The organism is Sporosarcina sp. P26b (genome assembly GCF_002743245.1).
GTDB lineage: Bacteria > Bacillota > Bacilli > Bacillales_A > Planococcaceae > Sporosarcina > Sporosarcina ureae_C.
Map to the genome: position 1 here is coordinate 162,029 of NZ_PDYW01000005.1, position 19,587 is coordinate 181,615.

General features: G+C 39.1%; 19 protein-coding genes. 16 read left to right on the forward strand and 3 right to left on the reverse strand.

The genetic code is table 11. From position 1 onward, the window contains the following. Positions 1–115 precede the first annotated feature (115 nt). Positions 116–565 (forward strand): MarR family transcriptional regulator, encoded by a 450-nt coding sequence (locus CSV69_RS07600; protein ID WP_143560808.1) that lies wholly within the window; start codon positions 116–118, stop codon positions 563–565. Positions 566–669: 104 nt separating this feature from the next. Here CSV69_RS07600 and tatC read toward each other — a convergent pair whose 3' ends face one another. Together tatC and tatA are read right to left on the reverse strand one after the other, a co-directional pair. After that, positions 670–1,569 carry a twin-arginine translocase subunit TatC gene (tatC, locus tag CSV69_RS07605; protein WP_085427953.1) on the reverse strand — a complete coding sequence of 300 codons (900 nt, stop codon included), beginning with the start codon at positions 1,567–1,569 and terminating at the stop codon, positions 670–672. A gap of 12 nt (positions 1,570–1,581) precedes the next feature. Further along, positions 1,582–1,806: a twin-arginine translocase TatA/TatE family subunit gene (gene tatA / locus CSV69_RS07610; RefSeq protein ID WP_085427954.1), complete on the reverse strand. Its 225-nt coding sequence runs from the start codon at positions 1,804–1,806 to the stop codon at positions 1,582–1,584. 573 nt (positions 1,807–2,379) lie between these two features. Here tatA and CSV69_RS07615 point away from each other — a divergent pair. Beyond that, a complete protein-coding gene (locus CSV69_RS07615; RefSeq protein WP_099693083.1) occupies positions 2,380–3,633 on the forward strand; it encodes an S-layer homology domain-containing protein in 1,254 nt (417 codons plus the stop codon). A 122-nt stretch (positions 3,634–3,755) separates the two neighbouring features. On the opposite strand, the gene CSV69_RS07620 is transcribed toward CSV69_RS07615, so the two are convergent. Then, a complete protein-coding gene (locus CSV69_RS07620; protein WP_099693084.1) occupies positions 3,756–4,187 on the reverse strand; it encodes a DUF1284 domain-containing protein in 432 nt (143 codons plus the stop codon). Positions 4,188–4,353: 166 nt separating this feature from the next. Between CSV69_RS07620 and CSV69_RS07625 the strand changes: the two genes are divergently transcribed. The 14 genes from CSV69_RS07625 to CSV69_RS07690 all read left to right on the forward strand — a co-directional run bounded on the left by CSV69_RS07625 (position 4,354) and on the right by CSV69_RS07690 (position 19,569). Further along, a complete protein-coding gene (locus CSV69_RS07625) occupies positions 4,354–5,274 on the forward strand; it encodes a DMT family transporter (protein ID WP_085427957.1) in 921 nt (306 codons plus the stop codon). A 1,075-nt stretch (positions 5,275–6,349) separates the two neighbouring features. Next, a complete protein-coding gene (gene gnd, locus CSV69_RS07630; protein WP_335696109.1) occupies positions 6,350–7,273 on the forward strand; it encodes a phosphogluconate dehydrogenase (NAD(+)-dependent, decarboxylating) in 924 nt (307 codons plus the stop codon). A gap of 7 nt (positions 7,274–7,280) precedes the next feature. Continuing rightward, positions 7,281–8,237 (forward strand): sugar kinase, encoded by a 957-nt coding sequence (locus tag CSV69_RS07635; protein WP_232319518.1) that lies wholly within the window; start codon positions 7,281–7,283, stop codon positions 8,235–8,237. A gap of 9 nt (positions 8,238–8,246) precedes the next feature. Then, positions 8,247–8,906 (forward strand): bifunctional 4-hydroxy-2-oxoglutarate aldolase/2-dehydro-3-deoxy-phosphogluconate aldolase, encoded by a 660-nt coding sequence (locus tag CSV69_RS07640; RefSeq protein ID WP_085427959.1) that lies wholly within the window; start codon positions 8,247–8,249, stop codon positions 8,904–8,906. Next, positions 8,888–10,036, forward strand: coding sequence for a galactonate dehydratase (gene dgoD / locus CSV69_RS07645; protein ID WP_085427960.1), 1,149 nt, complete (start codon positions 8,888–8,890; stop codon positions 10,034–10,036). Before CSV69_RS07640 ends, dgoD begins: the two co-directional genes overlap by 19 nt. Beyond that, positions 10,030–10,698, forward strand: a complete 669-nt coding sequence (gene rpiA / locus CSV69_RS07650) for a ribose 5-phosphate isomerase A (RefSeq protein WP_085427961.1) — start codon at positions 10,030–10,032, stop codon at positions 10,696–10,698. Before dgoD ends, rpiA begins: the two co-directional genes overlap by 7 nt. Positions 10,699–10,823: 125 nt before the next feature. Beyond that, positions 10,824–11,864, forward strand: coding sequence for a TRAP transporter substrate-binding protein (locus tag CSV69_RS07655; protein WP_232319519.1), 1,041 nt, complete (start codon positions 10,824–10,826; stop codon positions 11,862–11,864). Positions 11,865–11,944: 80 nt separating this feature from the next. Further along, positions 11,945–12,457, forward strand: coding sequence for a TRAP transporter small permease (locus tag CSV69_RS07660; protein ID WP_085427962.1), 513 nt, complete (start codon positions 11,945–11,947; stop codon positions 12,455–12,457). Positions 12,458–12,470: 13 nt separating this feature from the next. Next, positions 12,471–13,739 (forward strand): TRAP transporter large permease, encoded by a 1,269-nt coding sequence (locus tag CSV69_RS07665; RefSeq protein WP_085427963.1) that lies wholly within the window; start codon positions 12,471–12,473, stop codon positions 13,737–13,739. A gap of 21 nt (positions 13,740–13,760) precedes the next feature. After that, entirely contained in the window at positions 13,761–15,914 is a 2,154-nt protein-coding gene (locus CSV69_RS07670; protein WP_085427964.1) for a dihydroxy-acid dehydratase domain-containing protein, read from the forward strand. A gap of 30 nt (positions 15,915–15,944) precedes the next feature. Next, positions 15,945–16,718 (forward strand): IclR family transcriptional regulator, encoded by a 774-nt coding sequence (locus CSV69_RS07675; protein WP_099693085.1) that lies wholly within the window; start codon positions 15,945–15,947, stop codon positions 16,716–16,718. Between the two features lies 1 nt (position 16,719). Further along, positions 16,720–17,610, forward strand: a complete 891-nt coding sequence (locus CSV69_RS07680; RefSeq protein ID WP_099693086.1) for a fumarylacetoacetate hydrolase family protein — start codon at positions 16,720–16,722, stop codon at positions 17,608–17,610. Between the two features lie 19 nt (positions 17,611–17,629). Then, positions 17,630–18,529, forward strand: a complete 900-nt coding sequence (locus CSV69_RS07685) for a dihydrodipicolinate synthase family protein (RefSeq protein ID WP_099662279.1) — start codon at positions 17,630–17,632, stop codon at positions 18,527–18,529. Between the two features lie 80 nt (positions 18,530–18,609). Continuing rightward, entirely contained in the window at positions 18,610–19,569 is a 960-nt protein-coding gene (locus tag CSV69_RS07690; protein WP_099693087.1) for a C-terminal binding protein, read from the forward strand. The last annotated feature ends 18 nt before the right edge of the window (positions 19,570–19,587 follow it).

The following is a 19,587-nucleotide window of genomic DNA, read 5'->3' on the forward strand; positions in this document are numbered from 1 at the left end:
CCTCACAAAGAGGTTTTCATACAGATTATGCTAGAATATAGATACTGCTATTTTTACTAAATAAAGCAAGTCGTGGGGTGATATTTTGGAAAGGGAAAAGTTGTTTAATGAACTGATGGATACTTTATATGAAACGTCACGGATGATCAGTTCTTACGAAAGTGTTCCGAGAACTTATGGAACGGATGATGAACTGTATATGGTAGAAGTTCATACACTCAGTTTAATTGGAGATCATAAAAAAATCACCACAACTGAAATTGCTGAGATTACCAATCGTACTAAAAGTGCGGTATCGCAAATGGTAGAAAAAATTATAAAAAAAGGATTGGCTGTTAAATACCGCAATCCGAATAATTACCGGGAATTGATTATTGAGCTTACTGATCAAGGTAGAATCGTGCATGAATACCACAGGAAGCTAGACGAAGCAGAATACGGAAAGCATTTAATGAACCTTAACGACTATGCAACAGAAGACTTTCAATCGTTCATCGACATTGCTAAAGTATTTAATCGTGGAATGGAGCGAGCAATGAATGGTCAGGACATAATCGAGGAGTAGAAAAAGCGTCTTTTCGGAAGCGCAAATACACGATTCTACTACAGAAAAAGAGTTATCCTTTAGATCGCAAGTGCGATGTTCAGGATAACTCTTTTTTTATAGCTTTACGATGCATCGGCATCCGGTACCAAACGTTTTTCTGTTTTCGTGACAATGAAAATACTCGCTTCATACAAGCCAATCATCGGAATCAAAATGATCAATTGACTTAAGAAGTCAGGAGGTGTAATCAATGCAGACACTACACCGAGTGTTACATACGACCACTTTCTCACTTTTTTCATCGTGGCTGACGTCAAAACTCCGATAGCGGACAAGAATAGCGCGACGATCGGTAGTTCGAACAATAAACCGATCGGCATCGTCGTCATCAATAGAAAACGTGCATATTCCTTTGCTGTGATCATCACATCAAAGTTCATTTTACCGAGCTTTACTAAGAAGTTATAGCTCAGAGGATTGACTACATAATAACCAAATGCCAGACCGCCGACGAACAAGAGCAGGATCGCAGGAGAGTAGAGGCTTAAGAAGCGACCCTCTTTCTGCGTAAGACCTGGCTTGACGAACTGCCAAAGGAAATGACAGACGAACGGGACCGATAGACCGAATGCCATGGCTGCAGAAATCGTCGTATAGAACGAAATGACTTCAAGCGGACTCAGGACGATCAGTGTATAGCCACGCGTAACGTACGGGAACCACAGATTGATCGTACTGAAAACTGCAATGAAGAAAACTAGGAATACAACGACACTTTTGATCAGCTGTTTCCGAAGATCCGTGAGGTGGTCGATGAGCGCTGGGTCTACATCTTCCTTTTCCTCTTTTGGTTCTTCCGGAGGTGGCATTCTAGGCTCTTCCGGTTTTGGTTCTGGTTTTAGTTCTTCTGGTACAGATTGTGTAGTGGAAGAAGTCTCCGCAGAGTGATCGGGTAGCGCAGCTTCTTCCTTTTTATCTAACGAATTGAGATCTTTACGGTTCTGATCACTATGCGGATCCATCATGTCACCTACTTAATTAATATCTTTTTTGTCGTTTTCGATAGTCTTGGCAGGGGTAACAGTTGTTTTGTCTTTCTCTTCATCATCACCCATAATATCTTTTGTAGCTTTCTTGAACTCTGCCAACGTTTTGCCGACTGCTGATCCGACTTCAGGCAATTTACGAGGTCCGAAGAGAATCAAGATGATAACCAAGATGATAATAAGCCCAGGTACACCAATTGCTGCTAAATTCATAAAGTTTCCATCCTTTCTTGAGTATATTAGACGAGAAATCCGTCTGTTTATATTGTTTCGAATTTCATTTTCTAAACGATACGCAAGAGGACCTACAGTTGCGGTGGTTGTTATCTCTATTATGATTGAAATTTCTTGCACCTACAACAAATAAGTTTCCCATGTACCTTAAATGAAGTGTAGACTGTTGTGAAGCGAATTATTCCCAATGAAATCGTTAAACATTGCACGGGAAAATATACGTTGCCAAGAGCCTATTCTTAAGTATACTACAGTTCTTTCAATCGCGAAATTATTACTGTCGAATTCCGTCGAAAGCCATATAATATGGTCATGCTATCAAACAAAAAACTATTGGTCAAATAGTAAGTTCCATAAAAAGTTAAGTCGCTTAAACTGTTGATAGTGTGCTGTTTTAAGGCACTTCCATCTGAATTATGACAATAGTAAAAATATAGTTAAAATATTTGGATTATTCCGTAAATAAATATATACGAATCATTTGAAACTTGGTAGAATATTAATAACAAGTAACCAACAGCCGACAAAATAAATCACTGAGGAGGAAAGATTATGAAGAAGAATAGTCGGATTTTCGTTTGGACTGTATTGATCGTTATGCTTTCATTTGTATCATTGGGTTCTGCCCAAGCAGCAACAAAGGAATTCAAGGATGTGTCGAAGAATCACCCGAACTATGAAGCGATCCATTATTTACAGGATAAAGGCTTTATAGGAGGCTATACGGACGGCACATTTAGACCGAAGGAACAAATCTCCCGTAAACACGTGGCGAAGTTACTGGATCAAGCACTGAAATTACCACAAGCCACAACAGCCGTGACGTATTATGATGTACCGAAGACTCATCCATACTATAGCTCGATCATGAAATTGACAGCGGCAGGCATTTTCAGTGGTGGAACAGATGGCTATTTCAATCCGGAAGCACCGATTACACGGATTCAAATGGCGAAAGTACTGGATATCGCATTTGATTTATACATGACGAAACAAAATTCATTTTATGATGTGTATATTGAGCATTGGGGTTACACACATGCCAATGCGCTAAAAGCTAGTGGAGTTTCGAGTGGTTATCCAGACGGTGAATTCAGGCCGGACGAACCCGTTACACGCGCGCACTACGCACAGTTTTTATACGCAGCCATCAAAGTGAAGGAAGCGCGTCCAGCTACGGATAAAGTAACAAAAGGTAAAGCGTGGGATCTCGTCAATCGGACAACGTTTGAACTGGAAAAGACGATGCGCGACGCCCGGATGAATCAGTGGAGATATTCGGATATAGAATCTACTCTACGTATGAATGCGACAAAAGCATTAGTAGACGGGGATCTGAAAGGTTACTACGATCCTAAATGCCAGGACTGCTATATGAACGTTTTACCATATATTAATAATGAGCCATTGGTACGTTTCGATTTTACACAACCTGATTCCACTACATTGAATGTAAACACAGTGGAATTCCAAAATGGCTATACGGTTGGCGGATTCGTAGCTTATCAATTTAAAAAACAAGATAATAAGTGGAAGATGAATTCGTTGAAGTATACAAAGGTCGGGACGAAGAACTTCCAGCTGACGATCAATGAAGCTAAAAAAGTGTTGGAAGCCGAGTTTACATCTTTTGGACATAAAAATATGGTAGCTAAATATGTTACAACTACTCAGCAAATTGAATTGGATCCTGTAACAGATGCGAAGTACACATTTGACCAGTATACATTCAATCTGGATTCAGATAATGGACGCTTCAAAGTGAAATTCAATTCTTCGGATGGCTTCACTTCGTTTGTGAATTAACTAAAAAAACGTGCACACCATCGATTGGGATGATGTGCACGTTTTTGTGTGAATTTTTATCGTACAATGACCAAGGTGTTGGAGTAGGGGGCGATGAAAGATTGATCTACCGATGGACTTTATTAATCCATTCCGCTTGGCAACACTTTCTTCAGACCATTGGACTCGATCACACCTGTGACCCCTTCCTGACAAAACCCATACGAACGCCAAGAACACGTCTCACAGACCACCGCAATATCTTCCGGTACTACATGCACCCGAATTCTTCTCTCGACCTCACGCCAAGGCAGCACATCACTGACCTTCAATCCAAGCTTGTGTAAAATTTCCGAATCTCTCACATAGATTCCGTCATCCTCGCAATGATAGGGTTGTCCTTCAGGAAACTTCGCACATAAATAATCAGGTCCTTTCATGATTTGAATGAACGTATCAGGCCGTTCACGTAGTTCGTCGTGGATATTGGTCATATTAGCCGTATACTCTTCGGAATACCCCATCCCACGGTACCCGAGTAAACAAAATATATGATGCCCGCGTAATTTAATCATAGAACCCCACCTTTTCCACACTGATTATTAGTTAACCAATTTTATTATTTAGTATACACATAATTGTGTGCGGGAGGGAAGTGAGAATTATGTGACATTGACTTTATGTGTATAGCTTCTATAATTAGCCAATACGAAAATAATCTGCAGAGGGGACTAGTAAAGTATGAAAGACATAAAAGTAATTATCACATTAGTACTCGTCATGTTCACATGGGGAATTAACGTATCAGCTCTCAAATATCTTGTGACCTATTTCGATCCAATTACTATTACTTCATTGCGGATCATGGTCGCCGCATTATCAGTATTCATTATCTTGTTCGTACTGAAGAAAATCCGTTTGCCGAAAAATAAGGAATGGCTCTATATCCTTGGCGGTGCGATGACCAATGTTGTATTACATCATTACTTTCTAGCTGAAGGATTGTCGAGGACCAGCGCGGCCAACGGAGGATTGATATTAGGCCTCGGACCGTTGCTGACAGCTACGTTATCCGTTCTGATTCTGAGGGAACGTGTTACATTCGTGCGATCACTCGGGTTCCTATTTGGCGGTATCGGAGTCGGAGTCATCGTCCTGGCGGGTAGTGGGACAATTGGCAAAATCTCGTTTGGCGATATTGAAATATTTCTGTCGATTGCGTCCCAGGCACTCAGCTTCATACTGATTAAAAAAGCGTCCCAAACGATGGACGCGAAGTTGCTGACAGGATATATGTTTCTGTTCGGTTCGATGATTCTTTTTATAGTTTCGCTCGTAAAGGAACCAGGTGGCTTGGGGCGCCTAGATAGCGGAACACCATCCATCTGGGCAATTTTCTTTTTCTCAGCTCTATTAGCTACAGCTGTCGGGCACATGTTATACAACTCCGCCATCGAAAAAATTGGTGCTGCACGCTCGTCGATTTTCTTAAACTTGAATACGTTCTTCTCTTTAATCGCAGCTAGTCTATTTCTCGGTGAAACAATCTACCTGGCCCATTATATAGGTCTAGCATTAATTATCGCGGGTGTGCTATTCGGCTCTGGGTCATTGGAGGCGATTATTAGGAACCGGAATAAACACGTCCCGCCTGTTGGCTAGCTATAGATATTAATTAAATACACGAACACTAATAATCTGATAACCAGCATTTTGGTTGTGGAGCTTGCTTCTACTTCGTGCATATAGAACAAAAATAATGAAGGACATTCGTGTAGCATGTATATAGTATTGCGGAATATGTGGAAGTGGTGACATTAAAGTGAGTGTGGAAAGTTGTCTATGAGAGAATCATAGACGGAAAGTATAGAGTCATTTATATTCAAAACTTTGCCGACCTCATAAAGATTTTCACCGCGTAATGGCGAGAATTTATCTATCTCATTAGGTATTGACTTTATGAATGCGGAGCTTCTCACAGGATATATGTTCCTTATTGGTTCAATTATTCTATTTGTTATTACGCTCTTATAGTATCTATTGGACTTAAGTGATTTATATAGAGAAATCCTCTCAGATTGAGCAATATTCATTTTAGGTTTGTTAGAAATAGCTGTTGGTTATATGGCATATAATTCAGTATTTGATAAATAGGTACTGCGTGTTCTTGCATAATGTTAAACTTAAACACTATTTCCTACTGATGAGAGAGAATTTATTCTCAAGGGAAGTAATTTTCCAGCACATTTTATTGAATTGATATTTATTGCAGTTATAGTACATGGCTCTGGATTTTTTTGTATTGCTATTAATAAAATAAGGAGTGGAAAAATATTGTAATTCCTCAGGTGATGAAAAGGATGAATGTCTTAAAAGGTCAACTTTGAAGCCATTCGTTTAGTAGAATTGAAAGACACTGGAGTTAATATTAAAGTGTCAAAGTTTCAAAAAGTGAATTTTTATATTAAGCGTTAGAAAATACAGAAAAATAAACCTTGATTTATCAGATAAGATTGAATATACTTTTAATCAATATAGGGAGGTAGAAACATTAAAGCTCTCAATGCTAAATAAAAACTTGAGTTATGTAATTACTAACTGGAAAAAGAAATATACTTACTTCAAGTTTTATTAATGATGTTTTTTTAATTCTCTATCAAAACGTCGTTCATCAATGCTGAACGACGGTATGGTTTAAGAACGGTGTTTAGTAATAATGAATATGAAATAACGGGGAGTGAGAGCTTTGAAGATCGCTTTAATAGGTTTAGGAAAGATGGGAAGAAATCTGGCGATTAATATTTTACAAAAAGGCTATTCTGTAACCGGTTACGATATTCTTCCCCAAGTAAAGGATCAATTGTTGCGAGAAGAAATATTTCAGACTGAAAAGTTCAAGTTTATTAGTGAATGGGAATCATTTATACAGGTAATCAAGCCTGAAGACATAATCTTAATACTCATTCCGCATGGTGAAGAAACAGAATTAATGTTAGAACAACTTTTGAAAGCCCTTCCAAAAGGTTCTACAGTACTAGAATGCGGGAATTCTCATTATAAAGAAATTGAAAAATGGAATGAGGTATATCTAAAAGCTGGTCTGAACCTACTTGATGTTGGTACAAGTGGCGGGATAGACGGTGCTAGAGAAGGACTTTGCGTAATGATAGGCGGAAACCATGATAGCTATAAACGAATTGAACCATTTTTAATCGAGATTTGCTGTGAAGGTGGACTTTTGTATACCGGTAAAACAGGTAGTGGACATTATTTAAAAATGATCCATAACGGTATTGAATACGGAATGATGCAAGCAATTGCAGAAGGATTTGAAGTATTGAATGAAAGTCCATATCCATTTGATTATAAGGAAGTGGCGCGACTTTGGAATAATGGATCAGTCATTAGAAGTTGGCTGATGGAGCTTGTAGAGGAATCATTCAGGAAGGAACCCAGATTAGAATCCATTGTCGGAAAGATGAATGCGTCGGGAGAAGCACAATGGATGGTAGAAGAAGCAATGGATTTGAATGTGCCGGTTCCAGTTACAGCCTTATCGTTAATGGTACGGAACCGATCAATGCAGGAAGATACTTTCAGTGGAAAGGTCGTGGCTGCATTAAGAAAAGAATTCGGTGGTCATGAGGTAGAGGGGAAGTGAACTTATAGTGACAGATGTATTTACAATTGGCGAAACGATGGTGATATTTCAGTCTCAAGCAATAGGTAACTTAGAAGATCTTCCACAGATATATCAGAAGATCGGAGGTGCAGAGTCCAACTTTGCTACTGGTCTAGCACGTCTAGGTCATCGAGTTTCGTATATGAGCAAATTGGGAAATGATCCATTTGGTCGTCGTATCCTAAAAAGTATTAAATCAGAAGGAATTGATACTACTCATCTCAAGATGATAGAAAATGCCCAAACGGGTCTTTTATTTAAAGAACAAAAATTCAGCGATGTCATGAACGTATACTATTACCGAAAAGATTCTGCGGCAAGCCACATGCAAAAGGAAGAACTTCCTGAAGACATCTTTGAAGGACTGAAATATCTACATGTTACAGGAGTAACTCCAGCTCTAAGCAGCTCTTGTAAAGAACTTGTATTTAAAGCGATAGAATTAGCACGCAAACATGACGTTAAAATTATTTTTGATCCCAATATTCGATTTAAGCTTTGGGACAAGGAAGAGGCATTTGAAGTCTTAAATGCGATTGCCGTAAAAGCAGATTATATTTTGGCGGGTATAGAAGAAGCGGCTTTTCTGACAAAGCAAACCGAAGTCCGCGAAATTTGCCAAACGTTACAAACAAATACACAGCAAATCATAGTCATTAAGCGTGGAAAAGAGAGTACAGTGCTGTATGAACATGGGAATTATAAAGAGATTCCTGTCGTGAATGTTGCTAATATAGTCGATCCTGTAGGTGCAGGTGATGCATTTGCAGCGGGATTCGTGCACGGCCTTTTGTTAAACTGTCGTCATGAAGAAAGTGTACGATACGGAAATAGCCTTGGCGCAAGAGTTATCCAGCAGTTTGGTGATATAGACGGTTTACCTACACTGGAAGAATTCAATGAAGGACTTAAAGGCGACTTCACATCAGACGTAAGGAGGTAGTTCGTTATATTGAGAAAATGGGATAAACTTAAAATTATTGAAGAAAACGGTGTAGTGGTGGTGTTGAGGAAAATTCACCCTGAACAGATTAACAAAGTGATCGAAACGTTGGTTAACAGTGGAATCAAGGTATTGGAAATCACAGCAGATAGTGAAAATAGTTACGATACTATACGCGACATGAAAAAGAAATATGGGGATCAAGTGCTAATCGGTGCCGGTACTGTGTTAGACAAAGAAACGGCGAAATTGGCAGCCGATGCACAAGCTGATTTTATTTTTTCACCAAATTTAGATGTAGAAGTGATTCAGACAGCGAATCGATATGGCTGTATTTCCATCCCGGGTGTATATACCCCTACAGAAATCGTAACGGCATATACCGCAGGGGCAGATTTAGTTAAAGTTTTCCCTGCTACGACATTAGGGCCGAGCTACTTTAAAGATTTACAAGGTCCACTAGCTCATATTCCTATGATGCCAACAGGTGGAATAGGGCTGGAGAATATGGGTGAATTCCTAGCGAATGGGGCTATAGCTATTGGGGTAGGAAGCTCACTTTTGAACAAAAAGCTTATTGACACGGGAAACTACGAGGAGCTTGGTGAGAAAGCAAGAAGCTTTGTAAACCGATTTAATGAGGTGAAAGCATGCGAATCAAGGAAATAGAAACGTTCCGAGTTCCCCCGAGATGGCTTTTCTTGAAGATTACAACTGATGAAGGCTTAGTTGGTTGGGGTGAACCAATAGTAGAAGGGCGTGCTTCCACCGTAGAGGCATGCGTTCATGAACTGAGTGAATATTTGATAGGAAATGACCCAATGCGAATTGAAGACATTTGGAACACACTATATCGTTCGGGATTTTATCGTGGTGGACCTATCCTGATGAGTGCGATAGCGGGAATTGATCAGGCGCTTTGGGATATTAAAGGGAAATTCTATAATGCTCCTATATACGAACTTATGGGAGGTGCTTGTAGAGACAAGGTGAAAGTATATTCTTGGATCGGTGGAGATCGTCCTTCAGATGTACTGGAACAAGCAAAAAAGGCGAAAGAAAATGGTTTCCAGGCAATTAAGATGAATGCAACTGAAGAGCTTCAAATTATAGATAGTTATTCGAAAATTGACAATGTTCTAGAAAGGGTGGCTTTGATTAGGGAAGGGTTAGGTTCTGATTTTGGAATCGGAATAGATTTCCATGGACGTGTGCATAAACCGATGGCAAAAATTTTGGCGAAAGAGCTTGAACAATTTCGTCCAATGTTCATAGAAGAACCTGTCTTAGCTGAAAATAATGAAGCGCTCAAGGAAGTTGCTAGACATAGTAACATCCCTATTGCAACAGGTGAGAGAATGTACTCTAGATGGGATTTTAAGAAAATCTTGCAGGAAGGATATGTAGATATTATCCAGCCGGACTTATCACATGCGGGTGGAATTACCGAATGTAAAAAGATATTTTCGATGGCGGAAGCCTATGATGTAGCAGTAGCTCCTCATTGTCCCTTAGGCCCAATAGCTCTTGCGGCATGTTTACAAGTTGATACCACAAGCTATAATGTTTTTATTCAAGAACAAAGCCTGGGCATTCACTACAATAAGGGGAATGACGTGTTGGATTATCTGAATGATCAATCTGTCTTCAAATTCGAGGATGGATATGCCAAGAATCTTACAGCACCAGGACTGGGAATTAGTATTAATGAGTCCTATGTAAGGGAGAAACAAAAGGAAGGGCATAACTGGAAAAACCCAATTTGGCGGCATGAAGATGGGACGGTTGCGGAATGGTAAGCCCTTACGAAAAGAATATAAATAATGAAGAAAAAAATGCGTTGGCAAATTTGGCGGTTTCATTAGTTGAAAATAAAACTGTTATAGGTTTAGGATCTGGCTCAACCATCGGTTTTTTTCTAGAGCATTTAGCATTGCGAATGAAAGAAGAAAAATTGGAGCTGAAATTCATTGCTTCTTCTAATAAGATTGCAAAGCAAGCGAAAAAACTGAACCTTCAACTTATTGAGATTGAGGATGTACCTTTTATTGATCAGGCATTTGATGGTGCAGATAGAGTAGATCTGAATAGCAATCTAATTAAAGGAGGTGGAGGGTCACTTTTTCGTGAACGACAAGTATTGCTGAAAGCTGAGCAACGGTATATTTTAGCGGATTCCTCAAAATTCACAAATAGTCTTTTGGGTCAAATCATCCCTCTAGAGATTGTACCGTTTAATGCATCGTTTACAATTAAAAGAATTGAAAGTTTGGGGTACAAAATTGCATTAAGAAAAGATGGGGACAACAATTTTATTACCGACAATGGAAACTGGATTGTAGATGTATCGAAACAAAAAAGTGTATCACCAGCAGATATTTATGAGCAGCTAAAACTAATATCGGGTGTCGTGGAAATTGGTTTATTCCTAAATGAAGATTATCATATATTAAAAACCTAACTAATCAAGTGAGTATAAACCTAAAAACCGAACCTAATACCAAATATTACGAATCAAATGAAAGCGCTTGCTTTAAGCGATAGCTTGGAATGCCATTCATTATTACAAAATGAGGAGGAGTTATATTGAAAAAGAATTTAATAATGATATTTACTTTATTGCTAATGAGCGTATTAGTAGCAGCTTGTGGAAATGGTGAGAGCGACAGCACTAAAGGAGCTGGGGAAGCATCAGCAGACTCTGGCGAAACAAAGAAATTAAGAATAAGCCTTGGTTTAAATGATAAAACACCTCTATATAAAAGTTCTGAAAAGTTTAAGGAACTTGTAGAGGAAAAAACAGATTCACTGAACGTAGAAATTTATCATTCTGGTCAAATTGCAGATGACCGTTCTGCGATTGAGATGTTGCAATTTGGTACGTTGGATATAACAATTCCTTCTACGGCTCCATTTACTTCGTTCGTTCCTGAATATGGTGTGTTCGACTTACCGTTTACACTGAAGAACACAGATGTAGTAGATAAAGTATTGCAAGGAAAAATAGGTGATGAGCTTGCAGAAAAAGCTAGTGAACAAGGTGTTAAGCAACTGGCTTGGTGGGAAAATGGATTCCGTCAATTAACGAACAGTAAAACTTCGGTTAAGACATTGGATGATTTGAACGGGTTAAAGGTTCGTACTATGGAAAACGATATCCATCTAGGTGCTTGGAAAGCAATGGGGGCAAATCCGACTCCAATGGCATTTACAGAGTTGTTTACGGCGATGCAACAGAAAACAGTAGATGGTCAAGAAAACCCATATCCAACAATTTTATTGGAAAAATATCCTGAAGTCCAAAAGCATGTGACGGAAACTAATCATATTTATTCGCCATTTATTTTCTTGATCAGCCAAAAGACTTGGGACGGCTTGACAGAAGAACAGCAGGAAATTGTAGAAAGTGCAGCGCTAGAAGCTGGAGAGCACAACCGAAAGCTTTCGCGTGAAACAGCAGCATCCGCACTAGAAGAACTAAAAGTGCAAATGGAATATAGCAAAGTTAGTGATGCTGAATTGGAAAAGTTCCGTGAAGCTGTGAAGCCTGTCATAGAAAAGTATAAAGAGAGTATTGGAGAAGATTTCGTAGAGAAGTATTTAAATGAAGTCAATAACGCTGAATAAATGAAAAGTCCACAAAGAAAAAAGCAAGTTAATCACTATTAACTTGCTTTTTTTCAAAAGCAGGTGGGAGGAGCTATGATATGCCAGTCTTAAGATGGATCGATCATAACGTGGAACGAGTGATATTGTTCTTGTTGTTGTCAGTCATGACAATTGTAATTATACTGCAAGTCTTTATGAGATACGTTGTTGAAAGCTCTTTGACATGGTCTGAAGAGTTAGCACGATTTTGCTTTGTCTGGCTCATTTACATAGGGATTAGTTATGGGGTAAAACGAGCAAGACACATTCGTGTGGAAGCGCTATTATCTGTATTTAAAAGGCGAGGTAAATATGTCATTAACATGATAGCGCATCTTATGTTCTTGTTCTTTGCATTAATTGCAGTCTACTATGGCTTTACAATTTACCAGGCTATTAAAGGTACCGGTCAGGTAGCACCATCAATCAGAATCTCCATGTCGATCATGTATTTAGGGATGCCCATAGGAATGCTATTAACTTCAGTTCGTTTGATTCAAAGAATATATATAGAAACCAAGCTATATCGATCCAATGAAGAAATAATTGATAACGATATACCGAGATTATAAGGAGGGTGATAGAATGGGTGTCTTAATATTTGTATCTTTTGCAATCCTACTGATACTTACCGTACCTATTGGAATTGCCCTGGGTCTGTCTGCAGTAATTGCCCTTCTCATTGACGGATCTATTCCGGTAGAATTCATAATAAAAGAATTGACAACATCTACAAACTCATTTCCTCTATTAGCAATCCCATTCTTTATTTTAGCGGGTGAAATTATGGGGAAGGGCGGTATTTCTATCCGTCTGATTGCTGTAGCGGAATCCTTAGTTGGATCTGTTACAGGTGGTTTAGCTATGACGGCCATTGTCACGTCCATGTTCTTCGCAGCTATTTCAGGTTCGGGACCTGCGACTGTAGCTGCTGTTGGTGGTCTGATGATACCGGCCATGGTTAAAAAGGGGTATGATATCAAATTCTCGACGGCCGTTATTGCATCAGCGGGTTCGATAGGTGTCATAATACCGCCTTCAATTCCAATGGTCATGTATGGAGTTTCCGGAAGCGTATCTATAGGCGACATGTTCATGGCAGGTATCGTACCGGGCATCATGGTGGGTCTAGGATTAATGGTTTACGCATATTACTATTCCAAAAAAGCAGGTTATAAAGGTAGTACGGATAAAATCTCCTTCAGCCGTATTTTGAAACAAGTCTGGCTGGCCAAATGGTCATTGTTGATTCCTGTTATTATTTTGGGCGGAATCTATGGTGGGATCTTTACACCCACAGAAGCTGCTGCAATAGCAGTGTTTATTGGGTTCATAATTGGCGCATTCGTTTATAGAGAATTAAAGTTCAAGGACATCTCAGATATCTTCGTCGATTCTGCGCTAATGACTGCTACCATCTTAGTTATTGTGGGTAGTGCAACAGGGTTTGGGAAGCTGTTGGCAATGGAGCAAATCCCAATAAAAATTGCGGATTATATGCTATCACTTTCTTCAGAACCCTTCATCATTATTTTATTAATCATTGTACTTTTGCTAATCGTAGGATGTTTTATGGACACGATTGCAGCAATCATCATTCTGACACCGATCTTGTTACCTATAGCAACGCTTGTCGGCTTCGATCCGATTCACTTTGGCATCATCATGATTATTTCATTGGCAATTGGCTTCATTACACCTCCTGTGGGAGTAAACTTATTTGTCGGTTCTAGTATTTCAGGAGTTAGTATGGAGTCATTATCAAAAGCAATCGTACCGTTTATCATCTCAATGATATTTGTTTTACTGGTTGTATCATTTATTCCAGGTTTATCGTTACTATTTCTAGATTAATATTAAATAGGAGTGAACAATATGTTATTTCCTCAAATGCGTAGCAGAATAAATCCTTACAAAGATAACGTGCAAGGGAAAGCGAATGAACCCATAACAGTGGCAGGTCTTTTGGACAACGCCAAGAAAATCCTAGGTCCTCTTTATGAAGGTGGTACACCGGATTGGTCGTTAGAGAATGTCGTACTACGATTGGAACAAGATGCTCCTCGAATTGCAATTATAGGGGGCTCTGCTGATCATCCAGCTCATATTATGGACTATATGACCTCCTCACGCGCGGCTATCAGGATCTGGCAAAACGGTGGTGTCCCATTTTACTTTTCAACTCCAGTCATGTGCGATGGTACTGCTCAATCCAATCAAGGTATGAGTTACTCATTGCAAAGTAGAAATGCTGTTGCCCAGATGATCGTTAATCAGCTCGAAGCGCATAGTTATCATGCAGCATTCGTCATCCAAGGATGCGATAAACAGCCTCTTGGCGTTGTTAGTGGCTTAGCCCACTTAGATCGACTCAGACAATTTAGAGGTGATGCGCCATTCTTTGCAACATTTGCACCTGCACACGTTCTGCAAGGTGGTACTATTCCTGAAGATGTTCTTAAAAAGTTGAATGCTGTATATGACAAGGCAATTGAAATGAAACATGAGGAGATTGCCGAAGACTTACGGGACACCATGAATTACATTCTTCAATGTTCTTCCAACACTTCTTTCCAAGGAGTATTCGAGAGAGCAGTTGAAAGAGGAATCATTACAGAAAAAGAGCATAAATATCTCGAAATTCGTTTAGCTGCTGCCACTTGCGATACAAAAGGTGGAGTTTGTGCATTCAATGGTACAGGAAACAGTTCGCGCCACCTGGTTGCAGGTATGGGACTTGTACATCCAGCATTGGAGCTATTGACACAACCACCGAATCAGCAACAGGTCAATGAAGCAATCGATGCGATGGCTACCATGATCAATAAACCTGAATTTGGTGTGTCACGACTGGTGAAATCCAATATTAGAAATGCTGCACGCATTCATAGTGCATCCGGTGGTTCTACAAACTTAATGATGCATATGGTAGCTGCCATGATTTATGCAGGTTATGAGTTTACACTTTTTGATATCGAAAAGATCCTCAAGGAACAACCTATACCTGACCTCTTTAATTATTCATTAACAGAGGGAAGAGATATTTTCTCATTAGCGATGCAGTGCTGTGACGATACGAGCCGTGGCATGGAAACGTTATTTTATGAGCTATTGAATAACGGTGTAGATATGGATCAGGATACGTTGACTGTAACGGGTACATCGTGGAGAGACCGACTAGAATATAGTGAAAGTTTACCAGCCGATAATATTAAAGAAAATGCTGTCATTGTTAGTAATCCTAAAAGACTTTTTAGTGGGGTAGATGTACTCCGTGGGAATTTCTTCGAGAGCGCAGTTGTGAAAATTAGTGGAATGCCAACTCCTCAACTAAATCAGTTTGACGATAAGATGGCTTTCGTTTTGTTCTTCGATAATGAAGATCATGCAAATCAAAGTCTCTTAGACTCCAAATTGATTGATAATATGAAAGACAATAAACTGTTCAGTTATGAAAAACTATTGTCAGTAGTTAAATACAATGCTTCAGATGAATATGAAGAGCTAAAAGAGCTTGATTATAATGCGCTATTCGAAGAGATGACAAAAAGAAGCATATTAAAGATTGCGCTCGTCATTGCGGGACAAGGACCTCTTGCATTTGGTATGCCTGAAATGTTTACACCGATGCAACATATTAATGCAAGTCGCACGTTAAAGAGAATCTGTACTGTTATCAGTGATGGACGTTATTCAGGGGTGACGTACGGTGCTGCCATTGGACATATGACACCTGAAGCGATGGACGGTGGTGGAATTGGTTATCTACAAACTGGAGATATCTTGCATCTTCAATTACGAAAGCACTATATTGACTTAGTGAAAGAACTCGATACTCAAGTTGTATATGAAGATAATATCAAAGATAATGAGACTCGAAAGCAATTATTCGAAGAACGATTAACCAATATGAAACGACGTCAGAAGTTAGTAGCAGCGGTAAATCGAATGGTAGGACATACAGATGCTTCTAAAGGTGTAGTTCCAATCCAAGTCTATGAAGAAGCAGATGAAACCTACGTGAAATAATTGCTAATAAGCAATGAAAAGGTGAGATAGATGAGTCTTGTTCAATCTGTAGTTAGGGCAATTAAAATTTTGGAAGTCTTTGATGAAGTGAATAAAGAACTTAGTATAAAGGAAATTAGTGCGAAACTGGAACTTAATAAGAGTACAGTACATGCTTTATTGAAGACCTTAAAGGAACATGGGTATATCACACAAAATGAACAAACTGCAGATTATTCGTTAGGGTGGAAACTATATGAGCGTGGAAACCTATTGCTTAGTCAACTAAGTCTAAAGCAAGTTTCGTCCCGTCATTTATATACGTTAAACAGAGCTACAAATGAAACGGTCCACTTGGTGAAGCGGTTGGATCAAGAGGCTATTTATATCGATAAAATCAACGGTAACAATACATTGGTCATCTATTCAAGAATCGGAAAGAAAGTTCCGCTACACTGTAGTGCGGTAGGCAAGGTATTGGTTGCGTATTTGCCGAAAGACAGCCTTACAGAGCTATTAGAAGGATATGAATTCATTCAAGCTACTGAAAACTCCATACAAAACCATACAGATTATATGACAGAGCTAGCCCAGGTTAAGAAGCAAGGATACGCGGTGGATGATGAAGAAAATGAGTATGGAATCATTTGTTTTGCTATGCCGATTTATGATCATAAGTATGATGTAGTAGCAGCGGTTAGCGTATCTTCACCAAAAAGTAACTTTACAAAAGAGAAAGAGAATGAATACTTAAAGTTATTAAAATTATGTGCGGATAGCATTTCACAAGAATTAGGTGCAAATTTAACTACTAAGGAGAGTTAATATGAGATACATTAAATTCCATCAAAATGGAGAGATCCATACGGCATTAGTTACATTACAAGAAGAGGTATATATAATCGAAGAAGAAAACTATACGGATTTCTATTATAAATTACAAGAGTCGAATCAAACGGCGAATCAATATCTAAAGGATGAAAACATTCAAAAGACTGACTTGTCATTCGACGATTTAGAACTGACATTGCCGACTATACCTGACGAAGTATGGGCGGCAGGTGTAACTTATCAAAAGAGCAGAGAAGCAAGAAATTTTGAAACGAAGAAAGAAGATGAGGAGGATCTAACGTTCTATGATCTAGTGTATGACGCCAAACGTCCCGAAATCTTTTTTAAGTCCACGGCGCGCAGAATCATTGGGCCAAATAGTGATGTTTATATCAGAAGTGATTCGAATTGGCAGATCCCTGAGCCGGAACTGACTCTAATTGTAGGCAAGGAAGAGGATATTATCGGTTATACATTGGGTAATGATATGAGTTGCCGAGATATTGAAGGGGAAAACCCTCTCTATTTACCACAAGCTAAAGTGTGGAAGAATTCGGGTTCAATAGGTCCCGCGATTTTAATGCCTGAAGGAATCGAAGATCCTTACTCGATCGATATCACGTGTAAAATTTACAGGGATAATGAATTGAAGTTCGAGGGTACTGCTTATGTCAATCAATTAAAGCGGAAGCTTGATGAACTGGTTCACTATTTAGTCTATGACAACGATATCTTGGAAGGAACAGCGTTGATGACAGGTACTTGTATTGTACCGCCAAACGATTTTACTTTACAGGATGGGGACACGATTGAAATCTCGAGTGAAAAGATTGGTATCTTGCGGAACGGTGTCAAAGCTCAAAAGAAAATGATTTCGATTCATTAATAGGAAAGGTGGTAAGCCTATGAAGGGAATCATTCCTCCCGTTGTGACGTTACTGGACGAATCAGGTCAAATTGATATGGAGAAGAATAAAAGAGCGATAGATAAATTAATTAGCCACGGAGTGCATGGTGTAGTGTTGTTAGGAAGCTCTGGGGAATTTCCTCACTTCTCACTGGAGGAAAAACAGCAATATCTGAAGCAGATTATTCCGTATATTGACAATCGTATTCCTGTTTTAGTGGGGACAGGCGGGACAGTAATGGAAGAAACCATTGAATTGTCAAAATTCGTTCAAGAGTTAGGTGCTGAAGGAGTGCTTGTTGTGAATCCGTACTATTGGAATCTGTCGGATGAGCAAATGTACACGTACTTCTATGAAGTAGCAGGCTCATTGTCCATAGACCTGTATTTATACAATATTCCACAACTGACTGGCCAAGAGATTCCGGTGGAAGTCGTAAAACAACTCGCGGAGAATATACAGAATATTCGAGGGATAAAGGAAACCGTAGCAAGCATGACCCGTATTCGGACTGTAATTGATGAAGTAGCTAACAAAGTAAATAATTTCCATGTGTATAGTGCTTTTGATGAGCATCTATTAGATGCTCAACTGTATGGAGCCTCAGGAAGTATTAATGGATCTTCAGTCTTTCTGCCCGAAATTTCATTGAATCTATATGAAGCTATACAAAACGAAGACTTCACTGAAGTAAAGAGACATCATATATTAATTTGCAAGTTGATGGAGATTTATAGCTTGCATCCTTCCTTCTACCTAACGATGAAATTGGCTGTACATGAACGTTGGTTTGTGAATCAGGCGATTGGTTATCGGAAACCATTTATAAATAGTGAAGCTCATTTATCTGATACTATCAAGTCTATTATTTCAGAGTATGCTGGAAATGAAGATTAATATAGACTGGAGCGGTTTCTGATCTGATAGATATTCACTATATGTTGTGAAGAAATATCCAATAAGGAGTGAAGATTATTATGGCTTTTAAAGTAGTTATCACTGATTATGAATTTGACAAATTGAATTATGAAGAAAACGTATTTAAGGAAAGCGGCCTTGATATACATTTTGTCAAAGCTCAGTGCCGCACAGAACAAGAGGTAATTGAAGCAGCTAGAGATGCAGATGCTATCATAAACCAATACGCTCCACTAAACGCTAAGGTTCTGAATGAGTTAACGAATTGTAAAGTCATATCGAGGTACGGGGTGGGAGTGGATACGATTGATCTTGAGGTATCTAAACAGAAGGGTATCGCAGTTTGCAATGTTCCGGACTATGGAATAGAAGAGGTTTCAAATCATACGTTGGCACTCTTGATGTCTTGGTCAAGAAAGATCGTGGAATTAAATAATGCGGTAAAGAATGGAAGTTGGGACTTCAGTATTAGTCCGCCTGTTTATCGTTTTAAAAATCGCGTATTTGCAGTGATCGGTTTCGGCAAGATTCCAAGGCGTGTAATTGAGAAAGTTCAACCTTTAGGCTTCACATTAGTAGGATATGATCCGTTTGTTTCAGCAGAGGAAATGGCGAAATACAATGTAAAGAAAGTAGATCTTGATGAAGCGTTAACACAATCTGATGTTATTTCACTTCATGTTCCGCTTGTCAAAGATACACATCACTTGATTAACCTCAGTAATGTTAATGATTTAAAAGATGGTGTCTTTATTCTAAATACAGCGAGAGGTCCAATTATTGAGACAGAGGCATTAATCCAAGGTTTGCGTAGCGGTAAAATTGCGGGAGCAGCGCTTGACGTTGTAGAAATTGAGCCTGTACCAGAGGATCATGAATTATTGGAATTTTCCAATGTCTACATCACGCCTCATAGTGCCTTTTACTCAGTCGAGGCAGTGGAGGAGTTACGTACTAAGACTGCTAGGAACATTGTCGAAGCCTTGGAAGGATCAGTACTTACATACCAAGTGGTGTGAAAAATATTAAAAGAGATA

What these genes read in the sequence shown, in the direction of transcription:
- CSV69_RS07620 (WP_099693084.1), bottom strand. Translation starts at nt 4,187, where the DNA reads ATGATTAAATTACGCGGGCATCATATATTTTGTTTACTCGGGTACCGT.
- tatC (WP_085427953.1), bottom strand. Translation starts at nt 1,569, where the DNA reads ATGGATCCGCATAGTGATCAGAACCGTAAAGATCTCAATTCGTTAGAT.
- CSV69_RS07685 (WP_099662279.1), top strand. Translation starts at nt 17,630, where the DNA reads ATGAAGGGAATCATTCCTCCCGTTGTGACGTTACTGGACGAATCAGGT.
- dgoD (WP_085427960.1), top strand. Translation starts at nt 8,888, where the DNA reads ATGCGAATCAAGGAAATAGAAACGTTCCGAGTTCCCCCGAGATGGCTT.
- CSV69_RS07625 (WP_085427957.1), top strand. Translation starts at nt 4,354, where the DNA reads ATGAAAGACATAAAAGTAATTATCACATTAGTACTCGTCATGTTCACA.
- rpiA (WP_085427961.1), top strand. Translation starts at nt 10,030, where the DNA reads ATGGTAAGCCCTTACGAAAAGAATATAAATAATGAAGAAAAAAATGCG.
- CSV69_RS07670 (WP_085427964.1), top strand. Translation starts at nt 13,761, where the DNA reads ATGTTATTTCCTCAAATGCGTAGCAGAATAAATCCTTACAAAGATAAC.
- CSV69_RS07690 (WP_099693087.1), top strand. Translation starts at nt 18,610, where the DNA reads ATGGCTTTTAAAGTAGTTATCACTGATTATGAATTTGACAAATTGAAT.
- CSV69_RS07665 (WP_085427963.1), top strand. Translation starts at nt 12,471, where the DNA reads ATGGGTGTCTTAATATTTGTATCTTTTGCAATCCTACTGATACTTACC.
- CSV69_RS07600 (WP_143560808.1), top strand. Translation starts at nt 116, where the DNA reads ATGGATACTTTATATGAAACGTCACGGATGATCAGTTCTTACGAAAGT.
- CSV69_RS07680 (WP_099693086.1), top strand. Translation starts at nt 16,720, where the DNA reads ATGAGATACATTAAATTCCATCAAAATGGAGAGATCCATACGGCATTA.
- CSV69_RS07660 (WP_085427962.1), top strand. Translation starts at nt 11,945, where the DNA reads ATGCCAGTCTTAAGATGGATCGATCATAACGTGGAACGAGTGATATTG.
- CSV69_RS07615 (WP_099693083.1), top strand. Translation starts at nt 2,380, where the DNA reads ATGAAGAAGAATAGTCGGATTTTCGTTTGGACTGTATTGATCGTTATG.
- CSV69_RS07675 (WP_099693085.1), top strand. Translation starts at nt 15,945, where the DNA reads ATGAGTCTTGTTCAATCTGTAGTTAGGGCAATTAAAATTTTGGAAGTC.
- tatA (WP_085427954.1), bottom strand. Translation starts at nt 1,806, where the DNA reads ATGAATTTAGCAGCAATTGGTGTACCTGGGCTTATTATCATCTTGGTT.